The following is a 12,266-nucleotide window of genomic DNA, read 5'->3' on the forward strand; positions in this document are numbered from 1 at the left end:
TGAACGTCCTTTTATCATTAAGATTCGCCGCTTATGACGGGTAGAGCATACGCGTTAGTTCATCTAATGCTTCTGCTGCCTTTAAATTGCCCGTTGTCCCGAATAAGCTTTCTTCGAGGTCATACACCCGGTCTTGCTTGACCGCATGAAAATGCTTCCAGATGTCATTTGTTTTAAATTCTTGATCAAACATGCGGACAACTTCATCTGGCATCCCATGTGCGGCCCGGAGTATGATATCTGGATTGGCTTTTTGTAAATACTCCGTATTAGATGCCAAATACTCCATTTTCTCACCTTTGACAATGTTCTTTCCGCCTGCGATACGTACAAGATCACCAATATATGAATTCTCTGTTGCCACCAAATAACTGCCCGGTACACCAAGCAAAATCAGAACGGACGGCTTGCGCTTTCCCTTCGTCTTCTCTTGTATGTCTTTCTTTTTTTGTTCAAAGTCAGACACGATGCGCTCGGCTTGTTTCTTTCTGTCATACTGAGCTCCGAGCTTCGTGATCGCCTTCTCCATGCTGCCAAGGCTCTCGAGATTTAAGTATGTGGCAGGAACACCTGCTTGCTGAAAGGGTGTCTCTAAATCATATTGAAGGGTTGTGACAGACAGGACATCTGTTGGTTGAAGTGATTGGATGATTTCCATGTCCGGGCTCATTGGATTACCGACTTCCGGCAGTCCTTTATAACGAGCTGGCAAGGATTTTTGACTTGTTGGCACCCCGACAAGATCCACCTCTAAAGCATCCATAATCTCCACAGCAGCTACAGTCGTTGCCACAATGCGCGCACTTGATTCTGCGCTTTTTTTGCCTTTCGCTGAACTTTCGGCTGACTGTGAGCAGCCCGATAAGATCACGCACACACTAAGAGCAGCGATCAGGGTACATAACATTCGATGCTTCAAAAACAGAAGCCTCCTTTCGAAAAAAGAGAGTGGATGCGCCGAGAGAAATTGCGCATCTCACTTAAACTAATCCATCTACCTTGTTCTTGTTTGATACTTTCTTACGAGTACGAATAACGACCCGCCGAATAAAAGAATATACACCCAAAGAAGAGAGGTATCTCCTGTTTTCGGATTCAACTGTCCAGTCTCAGACTTGGTTTGGTCATCTGATGGAGTAAATGTCATCTGCTCTGCGCCTGTTTCCTCTGGCGCTAGATTTTCAAGCTGATTTGTTTGAGAATCGCGATCATTTGGATTTTTGACAAAGCCGATACTCTCATCGTTTCCGATTACCGTAGCAATGCCGCTTCCTTCACCAAGAGTGATTCCTTTTGTGTCATAGACAAGTTTGACATCGTACTGCTCATGATAATTCGCAGCCGGAATATCAATTTTTACGCGTGCTGCTTGAGCTGTGCTTAAACTTTTGGCTTCATATTGAATCACTCGTGTGTCTGCTTTTTGATCTGTTTTTGCGACAAGAGTCTCTTCATATTTCCCGCCTGTCCCTACTTGGAAGGATGTGATGGCTGAGCTGTTCTTCACTGTATATGAAACGAAATGGCGGCCATTTTTCACGACCAATGTCGCAGGGCTCACGACGTAATCGTTCATACGAGAAGGCTCATCCTTGTCTGCTTTCTTCATTGAGAAAGGCAGCTTGTATACACCATCTTTAAGCTTAGCCGTCTCTTGAGCAGCTCCGCCGTTATTTGTTTCTGGTGATGGTGTGTTTGGTTTTGGTGTTTCTGGTGCAGCCGGTGTTTCTTCCTCTACCTGCCCGTTCTTAAGTGGAGCGATACTCTTTGCATCGAATTGAAAACGAATATCGTAGGTTTGGTCATAGTTAGCAGCTGCTACCACGATGTGTACTTTTCCTTTGACCGCTTTTTTCAGATCAGCGACATCAAATGACACCACTCTTGTGTTCTTTGCTTTATCTGTGCTGACAGTCTTCACTTCTTGATAAGATCCGTTTTTCTCTGTTTTCAAGGAAGCGACAGACGTATGATCCTTCACCGTAAAGGAAATGGTTTGTTTTCCATTTTTGATGGTTAAGGATGCAGGATGTGAGAAGTATTGGTTCATCCGAGATGCCTCGTTCTCATCCCCTTTTAGTACACTGTAATTGATGCGGTACTCGCCATCTTTTAAGTGATTTTGCGCAGAATCATCTGGTTTTGATCCATTGTTATTGCCAGGTGTTGCCTGATGATCATCTGGTTTTGTCCCATTTTGATCATCCGGCTTTGTTTCATTATCGTCTGGCTTTGTGCCATTTTGGTCATCCGGTTTTGTTTCGTTATCGTCTGGCTTTGTGCCATTTTGGTCATCCGGTTTTGTTTCGTTATCGTCTGGCTTTGCAGGTGTAACGAGTGTTAGGCTGCTTTGATCGAATGCAAGCTGTACGTCATACGCTTCGTCATAAATAAAGCCGCCTAAATCCCAGTAAATTTTCACCCAGCCGTTTAATTTGGCTGATAAGTCGGCTACATCAAATTTGATCACACGTGTATTGGCTGTTTCATCCTCACTGACGGTTTCAGTGGTGACAAGAGCACCATTTTGTTCAACCTTGAAATCTGTAATCTCTTTGCTTTGCTTCAGCGTGACATAGGCTGTTGTCTTGCCATTTTCCACAATCAGCTTAGCTGGCTTTTCTGTATAGGTATCCATCATGGACGCTTCTGTGCTGCCATTCTTTAAAATGGTGAATCCGGCCGTGTATTCACCATCAACAAATGATGCCGCTTGAGCCGTTCCTTGAGGAATCTGAAACGCAGTCAATAAACTGAATAAAACGAGCAGAATAGCTGCCTTTAGATGAAAAAGACGTTTCAAATGGTGACACTTCCTTCCTTAATGCTTGATGATCCACTTTCTTGCTAAAAACCCGCCTGAGCATAGAGCAAGCACAAGGAGCCACCCTGTCTGGTTTGTATCACCAGTTTGAGGATTCTCTTCTTGTTTTGTCGTGGATGAATCAGATGTTTTCGTTGATTCTTTTGATGGCTGCTGATCTTCTGCTGCACCCGCTGATTTGTTTGTGCTGTTAGACGAAAGCGATTTCATGCTGCTCTCATCGAATTTCAGCTGAATGGTATAATCATGATCATAATCAGCAGATTTAACAGTGACATGAATTTTTGACTTGATTGGCTTAGACAAGCTCTGAGCTTGGAACTGAACAAGCCTTGTGTTGGCTTTTTTATTAGTTGAGAGAACCGTTGTATCGACATAGCCGCCATTTCCCGGCACTTTAAATTCCGTCACCCAGCTGCTATTTTTAATGGTCATTTGTACAGTCAGCTTCCCATTTTTTGCAATCACTTTTGCTGGCTTCAGCCAGTAATCATTTGCCATGGAAACCGCATTTCCTTCAGCCTTCAGCACAGTATAGTTGACGGAGTATGTACCATCCTTTAACGTGGCAGCCTGTGCGTTTGAAAAAGGCAGCATAAGTGCCAATAATAAAGCGGTCATGAAGACTGATAGCCTCATCATTTTTTTCATCAAGCGAATTTCCTCCCTTTCTATTGAACAGATGCTGCATCAAACTTGAGACGGATGTCGTAATTGCCTGTATATCCGATGACCGGTACAGTCACGCTCACTTTTGCTGGTACGACTTCTGTCAGGCTGTTCATGTTGAATTCAACCGTTCTCTTATTTGCAGCTGTATTTGTACTGATCACCTTCGCATCTTTGTAGACACCTTGATCAAGTGTTTTAAAGCTTGTGATCCAAGAGCTATTCGTTAACGTGACTTGTGCTTTGATTTTTCCATTCTTCACGACAAGCTTGGCTGGTTTTTCAAAATACGTATTCGCTGTTGAAGTCGAATCGCTATCTGCCTTCCATACCACATATTGTGCTGAATATTGACCATCTGCTAAGCCTGCTGCTGAGGCTGAGCTAACCGGAGCTAGAGCAAATAATAGAACAAAACTAAAGAACAATAATACGTGTGATGTTGAACGAATGACTTTCATGTGAACCCTCCTAAATGATATTGATAATTATTCTCAATAGATAATAAAAAAAATAACCTTCATAAGCGCTGGATCACACTTATAGATGATTATGATAATCATTATCAATTGAGTTGAAAAAATAAATCTTTGCTTCCTAAAAGCCAAAGATGTCTGTTTCTAAATGATGGTTTGAAACGTGTTTTAGGTAATCTGTCCCATTCATGATACCATGGCATAACCTCCATTCCATTACAGGGAAAAGAACCCTCTTCTCCTTGATATTATATGATGAATGAATTTATTGTCAACATCATTTTTCATACTATTGACTTAGATTTCTGGAAAATCGCACAAAAAAATTTCGATCAGACAGACTGATCGAAATCGTTTAGGAAGAGACTTGTTCCCCTTTTTTGCTGTTATTACGTTCTAAAGACCAAGCATACATTTCACGAATAATCGGCTCAATTTTCTTCCCTTGCGCTGTTAATTCGTATTCAATCCGTACTGGAATGTCAGGGTATACGTTTTTCTCAACGAGTCCTTCAGCCTCTAAATCCTTCAGCCTTTCTGATAATAATCGTCCGCTGATGTCCATTTCATTTTCAAGCTGACAGAAACGCTTAGGGCCTGTCAGAAGCTGATTGATGATGAGAATGACCCACTTCTTGCCTAGAATCTCCATGGCATCTGTGATTGGACAGCCATCTACTTGAGCCATACCTTACTCCCTCCCGCTTTTCTCTCTTTTTTTTCATTATAGCACAATTAATTACTTGAAATAAGTCACTAACTATTATATAGTTTAGTTACTTTAAGTAACAAGGTATTCATTTTTATAGATTTTCAAAAACATTTGAACATGCCGATGCATATATCATGAAGGAGCTGACCGAGCTTGAAGACAATTGAGGAGCTAAGATTGGGTGTAACAGAGTTACATGTGTCCAGCTTTGAGCGTTCTTTACCTTTTTATACAGACATTTTAGGATTTACAATAGTAGAACAGACGGAATCCACCATCACTCTTGGAAGCAATGCAAAGGAACCCATTCTTTTGTTAAAAGAGGATGCACAGCTCAAGGAGAAGCCTGATCATGAGCCAGGACTTTATCATTTTGCTGTTTTATTACCTACCAGAAAAAACCTGGGCACATGGCTGGCACATGTGATCAAAAAAGGCTATCCTTTAATTGGAGCAAGCGATCACTTTTTCAGTGAAGCCATTTATTTAAGTGACCCTGACGGCATTGGCGTAGAAATATATGCTGATCGCCCTGAGGACGTTTGGGTAGGTGAGCATGGAGAACTGAAAGGTGGCGGAAATGCACCTCTTGATGGAGATGGTCTCCTGCAAGAAGCCGCTGATACAACTTGGGAAGGACTTCCCGCTGGTACAGTGATGGGACACTTACATTTCCATCTTAACCCAGAAGAAGCTGATTCCTTTTATGTCAATACGCTCGGTTTTCACATCAGAATGGCTCCACCAGCAAGCCTGTTTATCGCCGCTGGTGTGTACCACCATCACCTTGCCTTTAATGCATGGGGACGGGGACGAAAAGGAGCCATTGATCCACGTTTTTCAGGAATTAGAAGCTATACACTGGTATTCCCACAAGAAGCAGACAGACAGTCCGTTGTCGAGCGTCTGACAAAAGCAGGCACTCAAGTGAAAACAACAGGGAAAAGTAACGAATTTGTTGATCCATTTGGCGTTCTCGTTCGTTTACAGATTGAAGAAACAGACAAAAAAGAAGGTGCAGAATATGGACAAACACACAGATCTTAAAACAGCCATTTTAAAAGATAAAATCAAACGAGTACAGCAAGAAGACGGGTATATATATATCACTGGACCCATTAAATTGCCAGTGAATTTAGACGGCAGAACCGTGATGTTCAACTGGTATTCATGGTTAAAAGACGATGGAAAAGAGCCATTGTCAGATGAAGCTTTAATTGAAAGCCTCTCGTCCCGCCAGCTTGCCGATCATCAGCAGTCAAGCGTTCTAGTGTATGGGGAGTTCGAGCACGCTGACGAAGCCCTTATCCGCATGCATTCCATTTGCCACACTGGTGATATTTTCGGAAGCAAGCGCTGCGACTGCGGGTTCCAATTGAAGCAGTCCATGCGGATGATTGAAGACAATGGTGCAGGTGCACTGTTCTATTTAGCCAATCATGAAGGCCGCGGTATTGGACTTTTCAGTAAAGCCATGGCTTATATTCTTCAAGAAAACGGCTACGATACAGTAGAAGCGAACGAAGCACTCGGCTTTGAAGATGACACGCGTCAATATGAAGAAGCCATCGCCGTTCTTCAAACACTTCGTACAAAGCCGGTCAGACTCATTACCAATAATCCGAAAAAGACAGATGCCATCAGCCATGCAGGTCTATCTCTTTCTGGACGCATTCCGCTTTGGGGTGATGTCTCGGAGTTTAACGAAAAATACTTGCAGACAAAAATCAACCGCTCAGGTCACATGAAGGCGGAGCAAGAGGTGCGTACGATTGCCACATCATGAGCGATATATGAATCTAGCCCTTGAAAATGCACGGGCAATGAAAGGTCAGACCTCTCCAAACCCGCTCGTCGGGGCTGTGATTGTGCGAGAGAATGAAATTGTTGGTGTCGGTGCTCACATGAAAGCCGGTGAACCGCATGCTGAAATTCATGCACTTAAAATGGCTGGAGACAAGGCAAAAAGAGCCACCATTTATGTGACCCTCGAGCCTTGTTCCCATCACGGCCGCACAGGCCCTTGCGCGGAAGCACTTGTGAAAGCAGGCGTCGAAACCGTTGTCGTGGCAGCGCTTGACCCGAACCCGCTTGTCGCAGGCCGCGGGATTGCCATCTTACAAGATGCTGGCATCCAAGTGATTACAGGCGTACTGGAACAGGAATCCATTCTCATGAATGAAGTGTTTAATCATTTTATTACGAAAAAAACACCTTTCGTGACGCTCAAGGCAGGTATTACCTTAGACGGAAAAATTGCGTCTGCTACGTCTGACAGCAAATGGATTACATCTGAGACATCCCGTTATGATGCTCATCATATCCGCAGTATCAATGATGCGATTTTGGTCGGTGCTCAAACGGTTATTCATGACGACCCTTCACTAACTGCACGGATTCCAAATGGGAATCATCCGATTCGAATTGTTTTAGACTCTAAGCTGTCAACACCGCTGACAGCAAAGATCGTCACTGATCAGACGGCACCTACATGGATCTTTACGACAAAGCAAGCCAATGAGGGAAAACGAGCCGCTTTAGAAGCAGCTGGCGTCAGTGTCTTTATAACAGATAGCGACACGCGGGTGCCCCTGCAAGAAGTGCTTCAAGTGCTGGGAGAAAGAAATGTCTCCTCCCTCATGATTGAAGGCGGCGGCCAGATCAATGCCTCATTTTTAGAACAGCAGCTTGTAGATAAATTGGTCATCTATATGGCACCTAAACTCATTGGCGGTCGGCTGTCCCCTTCCTTTTTTGGAGGCGAAGGCATACGCCTCATGAGTGATGCCATCGAATTGGATCAACTCTCAGTAGAACCACTAGGGAAAGATATCAAAATAACGGGCTATCCTGTTTATCAATAAACAAGCTTGTAGACCCCATCTACAGGCTTTTTTTCAAATATGTTTTGAGGTGAATGTGATGTCGATAAAAGGAATCAATCATTTGTTATTTTCTGTCTCTGATTTAGAAACCTCTATTGATTTTTACACAAACGTATTTGACGCCACTTTATTAGTAAAAGGAAAAAAGACAGCTTACTTTGATTTGAACGGGCTATGGCTTGCCCTGAATGTGGAAAAAGACATTCCTCGTCAAGACATTCAGCACTCTTACACGCACATCGCTTTTTCAATTGATGAAGAGGATGTAGATCACATGTACAACAAGCTAAAACATTTGAACGTCAACATCTTGCCAGGCCGTCCGAGAGATGAAAAAGATCATCAGTCGATCTACTTTACGGACCCTGATGGACATAAATTTGAGTTTCATACCGGGGCCATGAAAGATCGAATCGATTATTACAAGCAAGAAAAAGCTCATATGGAATTTTTTGATGAATGATAAAAAAACAGAACTTCCATCTTCATGAAAGTTCTGTTTCGCCTTTGAACCACCCAAATGTCGATTCACCAATCATCACCGTGAAACTTGTCGTAAAATGTTTCATGTGAAACATTTGTGATTTGATCTCTATCGATTCCCCTCTACCAGTCTGCCAAAGCTTTCGGGTGAAAGTCCCGGTGACACGCGGATACGATGCAAGGACATCATGCCTTGTTCCTTTTTCGCATGTCCTGGTTCAGTGGTGACAGCCATTTGATAACCGGCTTCCTTCGCTAGCTTTAGCGTATCTTCGTTATAGCGCCCGACAGGATAGCTGACCATTCTCGTACGCTGAGAAAAACGTTGATCAAAGAATGTCTTTGACCCTTTTAATTCCTCTTTCTGCTGCTCCCTTGATAAACGATTGAGCTCTAAATGATGAATGGTATGACTCTCAATCGATAGTCCATTTGCTATCATTTCATCCATCTGTTCATCCGTTAAGTGGTTCGGGCGGCCAATGGATTGCGCAATCATGAAAATCGTTGCCTTCATTCTATACTGCTTTAAAATCGGGAATGCCTTTGTATAGTTATCGGTATATCCATCATCGAATGTAATGAGGACACACTTTTCACTTGGCTTCGTATTTGTTGTGAAGACGCGGTACGCTTCTTCTGGCGACAGCGTGACATAGCCGTTGTCCTTCAGCCATTTCATATGAGCCGCAAACTCGCTCTTTGGTACACGAAGCGAGCTGCCGCTGGAGATGCTGTGATACATCAAAATCGGAAGCTCTACCGGCTCCTTTTGCACAATCCAGCTTTGTGTATCAATCACTTCCGCTTCTGTCTGCTGAATCTCTTCTGTTTCTTTTAATCGTAATGGACCCTTTTCCTCTTTGACTACTTGCTGGTTTCCTATCGTTTGCTCCTTCGTTCCCATACAGCCCGAAATGAGCAGCACCAAAAGACCAACCGCAATCAACATACATGTTTTTTTCATTCACCAATCCTGCTTTCTCTCTATCTACCGAATGATTATAACAGAAATTGGTTAATAGCTGATATCTATTTTGACAGGGCGTTCATTTTTTTACACATTTCGATCATTTCGATGGCGAGCAGATGAATGGTCTCTGTTGTGAGCATTTGATCTTCTGCGTGTATCAGCAGTAAAGAAAAGGGAAGCTGCTCACCTGCCGCCTCTTTTTGGATCAGCGACAAGTGCAGGTTGTGGATGCTTCGAAACGCTTCCTCCCCTTTTTCAATCAACTGCTGTGCTTTTTCAAAATCATCTGCTCTTGCTAGACGAATCGCTTCGACATAATGACTTCTTGCCTCGCCTGCATGAGCAATGATTTGAAAGGCTGCTCCCTGCATTTCCTCTAATACCGTCATCTGCTTCTCCTCCAATTACTTAAGATTCATTTGCTAGTTTCAGAGCATGCTCTAGTATTTTTTCCCCGTTCGCTGTTCCGTATAATCTCACATTGATGACATCGACAGGTATTTGATAAGGTGCCGCTGTTTTTTCTGCTGCCTTTTTCATAAAGCTTACTTGCGGTCCAAGTAAAATCACCTGCACATCTTCTCCATGCTCTTCTAATTCATCCGCAATGGCCCCTTCAGGTATGGCGTAGATATCATAATCCAGCTCTTTAGCTTCTGCAGCAGCCTTCATTTTGGACACTACAATGGACGTCGACATTCCTGCGGCACAAGCGAGAATGATTCGTTTCATATTCCATCACTCCTATCGATAGATGACTTCTGTTTCAACCTTCAGTTCCCTTGTTTTGATTAATGTCTGGTACCAATACGCTGATGATTTCAACTGGCGATTCCGTTCATTTTCCAGCTGGATTTCGACTAATCCGTAGCGGTTTTTAAAGGCATTCATCGGTGAGACATTATCCGTAAAAGCCCACAGCATATAGCCCGTGCAATTTGATCCTTCTGCTTTCGCTTGAAGTGCCCGCTTCAAATGCTGGCTGATAAATGAAATGCGATACTGATCATCAATGATACCGTCTTCATTTTTAAACCGTTCTTCCTTTTCTACACCCATCCCGTTTTCGGCTACAAACCACTCGATATTTCCGTATTCTTCTTTTATTCTCATCCCCATATCATAGACAATATTTGGGTAGATTTCCCAGCCTCTGAATGGATTCATTTTTCTCCCTGGCAGCTCAAACATATCGTAATAATAAGACGGATGAAATGGCGTCCCTTCGTTCCACGCCTTACTCGGTGCCTTGACACGATGCGGATAGTATAAGTTGAGCCCGACGACATCGACCGTATGATTCTTGATGACCTGAAGCTCTTCCTCTGTCGAATCAAAAAGAATATCATGCTTTTTCAACACATCGAGCAATTCCTCTGGATACTCCCCTTTGATGGAGGGATCTAAGAACATTCGATTGAAAAACAAATCATACATCCGTGCCGCTTCTTGATCATGCGGGGCAGAGGATCTTGCATACGTCACTTCTGGATTGAGAATCACCCCGATTTTTGCACCTGTCGATTCCTTCAATCCCATCTCCCGAAACAGCTTCACCACTTTTGCTGTTGCCAGCGCTTTATGATAGTTCCACTGCATCCATTTTTTCGTATTTTGCTCAAAGGGATAACGGATGGCATCTAGATAAACACGTGTTTGGACAACAATTGGTTCATTAAAGCTAAACCAATGTTTGACCCTGTCCCCGTAGCGCTCAAACACTTTTTCCGCATAGAGAACAAACAGCTCGACGACATGCTTTGATGACCATCCGCCATACTTCTCAAGCAAAACGGCAGGAAGCTCATAATGCTCTAAGCAAAACATTGGCTCTACACCTGCTGCAATTAATCCATTGATCAAGTCATCAATGTAACGGGCATAGGTCTCATCCACAATCCCCTTCTCGTAATCTATGAGAAACCTCGACCAATTGATCGATGTCCTATAATGTGTCAGTCCAATCTCACTCATTAAGGCCACATCTTCAGGATAGCGCTCGTAAAAGTTCGTCGCACCAGCCGGACCATATCCTTCGTGCCACACGTGATATCCTTCCTTATACCATGAATCAATGTACGAATCCTGATGCACCTGCTTTCCCTTCCATCCCTCTGTTTGCCAAGCAGAAGCCGCTGCACCTAGGATAAAATCACTTGGAATCTCGATTCTGTTCATGTCGCCACCTTCCCTTTCCTCGATTGAACGTGAAGTCCTTCCCAAATTCCTTGCAAATACATAGCCCCAAGCGCTCGATCATATAAACCGTAGCCAGGTCTGCCTGTCTCGCCAAAAATCATACGCCCATGATCCGGACGGACATAACCAGCAAATCCCTCTTCATACAAAGCCTTCATAATTGCCCCCATATCGAGACTACCTGCTGATGAAAGGTGTGCTGACTCTTCAAAATCACCGTTTTCATGCACGAGAACATTGCGCAAATGAGCAAAGTGGATACGTCCTTTTTTCGCATATTTACGCGCAAGTGACGGTATATCGTTCTGCGCATGACAGCCGAGTGAACCAGAGCAAAAGGTAAGACCGTGTTGAGAGCGTCCATCGATTTGAAGAATACGATCCAACTGCTTTTCATTACTGACAATACGAGGCAGTCCGAATATATCCCAAGGAGGGTCATCTGGATGGAGTGCCATGTTGATCTTTTCTTCCGCTGCCACCGGAATGATATGTTGTAGAAAATAAGACAGGTTCTCGAATAGCCTTTCTGCCCCAAGCTTCCTGTAATCAGTCATCAATTGTTTCATTTCCTCCTGTGTATAAGAGATATCCCATCCTGGCAGCGAAAATGGATCTGTCTCTATATCCATGTGTTCTAGTTGATGCTGAAAATAGGCAAGGGTCGTGGATTGATCAGCTAATGGAAGGTCTAGCTGCGTTCGTGTCCAATCGAGGACAGGCATGAAGTTATAACAAATGACCTTCACACCGTGCTTCGCTAATCGTCGGATATTTTCTTGATAATGCTTGATATAGACGTCTCTGCTCGGCTTTCCAAGTTTAATATCTTCATGGACAGGAAGACTTTCCACGACCTCAAAGGAAAGTTCATGTCTCTCAATCTGTGCTTTTACATGAGCAATCCTTTCCTCAGGCCACAGGTCACCAGCTGGGACATCATAGACGGCACTCACAATGCCTTTCATGCCTGGAATTTGACGTATATGTGCGAGTGAAACAGGATCGTCCTCTCCGTACCACCTAAATTGCATGTTCATTCATG

14 protein-coding genes are annotated in these 12,266 nt (G+C 43.5%); 4 read left to right on the top strand and 10 right to left on the bottom strand.

Going from position 1 to position 12,266, the window contains the following annotated elements; all coding sequences use genetic code 11:
- Positions 1 to 31: 31 nt before the first annotated feature.
- The 5 genes from isdE to GKC25_RS17355 form a co-directional block, all read right to left on the bottom strand.
- On the bottom strand, positions 32 to 919 hold the full coding sequence (gene isdE / locus GKC25_RS17335) for a heme ABC transporter substrate-binding protein IsdE (RefSeq protein WP_034660451.1): 888 nt from the start codon (positions 917 to 919) through the stop codon (positions 32 to 34).
- A gap of 75 nt (positions 920 to 994) precedes the next feature.
- Positions 995 to 2,803: an NEAT domain-containing protein gene (locus GKC25_RS17340; RefSeq protein WP_034660452.1), complete on the bottom strand. Its 1,809-nt coding sequence runs from the start codon at positions 2,801 to 2,803 to the stop codon at positions 995 to 997.
- Between the two features lie 18 nt (positions 2,804 to 2,821).
- Positions 2,822 to 3,475 (bottom strand): heme uptake protein IsdC, encoded by a 654-nt coding sequence (isdC, locus tag GKC25_RS17345; protein ID WP_060597745.1) that lies wholly within the window; start codon positions 3,473 to 3,475, stop codon positions 2,822 to 2,824.
- A 20-nt stretch (positions 3,476 to 3,495) separates the two neighbouring features.
- Entirely contained in the window at positions 3,496 to 3,954 is a 459-nt protein-coding gene (locus GKC25_RS17350; RefSeq protein ID WP_034660453.1) for an NEAT domain-containing protein, read from the bottom strand.
- Between the two features lie 370 nt (positions 3,955 to 4,324).
- Positions 4,325 to 4,657, bottom strand: a complete 333-nt coding sequence (locus tag GKC25_RS17355; protein WP_106036390.1) for a winged helix-turn-helix transcriptional regulator — start codon at positions 4,655 to 4,657, stop codon at positions 4,325 to 4,327.
- A gap of 177 nt (positions 4,658 to 4,834) precedes the next feature.
- Here GKC25_RS17355 and GKC25_RS17360 point away from each other — a divergent pair, with 177 nt between their 5' ends.
- The 4 genes from GKC25_RS17360 to fosM are packed head-to-tail and all read left to right on the top strand — an operon-like array spanning position 4,835 to position 8,029.
- Positions 4,835 to 5,728, top strand: coding sequence for a VOC family protein (locus GKC25_RS17360; RefSeq protein ID WP_187704239.1), 894 nt, complete (start codon positions 4,835 to 4,837; stop codon positions 5,726 to 5,728).
- Positions 5,706 to 6,467: a GTP cyclohydrolase II gene (locus GKC25_RS17365; RefSeq protein ID WP_095285622.1), complete on the top strand. Its 762-nt coding sequence runs from the start codon at positions 5,706 to 5,708 to the stop codon at positions 6,465 to 6,467. The genes GKC25_RS17360 and GKC25_RS17365 overlap by 23 nt, the downstream gene beginning before the upstream one ends.
- Positions 6,454 to 7,545 carry a bifunctional diaminohydroxyphosphoribosylaminopyrimidine deaminase/5-amino-6-(5-phosphoribosylamino)uracil reductase RibD gene (ribD, locus tag GKC25_RS17370; RefSeq protein ID WP_187704240.1) on the top strand — a complete coding sequence of 364 codons (1,092 nt, stop codon included), beginning with the start codon at positions 6,454 to 6,456 and terminating at the stop codon, positions 7,543 to 7,545. Before GKC25_RS17365 ends, ribD begins: the two co-directional genes overlap by 14 nt.
- Before the next feature lie 58 nt (positions 7,546 to 7,603).
- Positions 7,604 to 8,029 carry a FosM family fosfomycin resistance protein gene (gene fosM / locus GKC25_RS17375; protein WP_187704241.1) on the top strand — a complete coding sequence of 142 codons (426 nt, stop codon included), beginning with the start codon at positions 7,604 to 7,606 and terminating at the stop codon, positions 8,027 to 8,029.
- A gap of 129 nt (positions 8,030 to 8,158) precedes the next feature.
- Here fosM and GKC25_RS17380 read toward each other — a convergent pair whose 3' ends face one another.
- The 5 genes from GKC25_RS17380 to GKC25_RS17400 form a co-directional block, all read right to left on the bottom strand.
- Positions 8,159 to 9,016, bottom strand: a complete 858-nt coding sequence (locus GKC25_RS17380) for a polysaccharide deacetylase family protein (RefSeq protein WP_187704242.1) — start codon at positions 9,014 to 9,016, stop codon at positions 8,159 to 8,161.
- Positions 9,017 to 9,081: 65 nt separating this feature from the next.
- Positions 9,082 to 9,411 carry a PTS lactose/cellobiose transporter subunit IIA gene (locus tag GKC25_RS17385; protein ID WP_034660460.1) on the bottom strand — a complete coding sequence of 110 codons (330 nt, stop codon included), beginning with the start codon at positions 9,409 to 9,411 and terminating at the stop codon, positions 9,082 to 9,084.
- 19 nt (positions 9,412 to 9,430) lie between these two features.
- Positions 9,431 to 9,754 carry a PTS sugar transporter subunit IIB gene (locus tag GKC25_RS17390; RefSeq protein WP_034660461.1) on the bottom strand — a complete coding sequence of 108 codons (324 nt, stop codon included), beginning with the start codon at positions 9,752 to 9,754 and terminating at the stop codon, positions 9,431 to 9,433.
- A 12-nt stretch (positions 9,755 to 9,766) separates the two neighbouring features.
- On the bottom strand, positions 9,767 to 11,200 hold the full coding sequence (locus GKC25_RS17395) for a glycoside hydrolase family 1 protein (protein ID WP_342689861.1): 1,434 nt from the start codon (positions 11,198 to 11,200) through the stop codon (positions 9,767 to 9,769).
- The gene (locus GKC25_RS17400; RefSeq protein WP_187704243.1) at positions 11,197 to 12,261 is read right to left on the bottom strand and encodes a mannonate dehydratase; all 1,065 of its coding nucleotides are present in this window, start codon (positions 12,259 to 12,261) and stop codon (positions 11,197 to 11,199) included. The genes GKC25_RS17395 and GKC25_RS17400 overlap by 4 nt, the downstream gene beginning before the upstream one ends.
- Positions 12,262 to 12,266: the final 5 nt, after the last annotated feature.

Source organism: Bacillus pumilus (assembly GCF_038738535.1).
Classification (GTDB): domain Bacteria; phylum Bacillota; class Bacilli; order Bacillales; family Bacillaceae; genus Bacillus.

Excerpts from the sequence above, each read along its gene's own strand:
- isdC (WP_060597745.1), bottom strand. The coding sequence starts at position 3,475 with ATGAAAAAAATGATGAGGCTATCAGTCTTCATGACCGCTTTATTATTG.
- GKC25_RS17350 (WP_034660453.1), bottom strand. The coding sequence starts at position 3,954 with ATGAAAGTCATTCGTTCAACATCACACGTATTATTGTTCTTTAGTTTT.
- GKC25_RS17355 (WP_106036390.1), bottom strand. The coding sequence starts at position 4,657 with ATGGCTCAAGTAGATGGCTGTCCAATCACAGATGCCATGGAGATTCTA.
- GKC25_RS17365 (WP_095285622.1), top strand. The coding sequence starts at position 5,706 with ATGGACAAACACACAGATCTTAAAACAGCCATTTTAAAAGATAAAATC.
- fosM (WP_187704241.1), top strand. The coding sequence starts at position 7,604 with ATGTCGATAAAAGGAATCAATCATTTGTTATTTTCTGTCTCTGATTTA.
- GKC25_RS17380 (WP_187704242.1), bottom strand. The coding sequence starts at position 9,016 with ATGAAAAAAACATGTATGTTGATTGCGGTTGGTCTTTTGGTGCTGCTC.
- GKC25_RS17385 (WP_034660460.1), bottom strand. The coding sequence starts at position 9,411 with ATGACGGTATTAGAGGAAATGCAGGGAGCAGCCTTTCAAATCATTGCT.
- GKC25_RS17390 (WP_034660461.1), bottom strand. The coding sequence starts at position 9,754 with ATGAAACGAATCATTCTCGCTTGTGCCGCAGGAATGTCGACGTCCATT.
- GKC25_RS17395 (WP_342689861.1), bottom strand. The coding sequence starts at position 11,200 with ATGAACAGAATCGAGATTCCAAGTGATTTTATCCTAGGTGCAGCGGCT.
- GKC25_RS17400 (WP_187704243.1), bottom strand. The coding sequence starts at position 12,261 with ATGAACATGCAATTTAGGTGGTACGGAGAGGACGATCCTGTTTCACTC.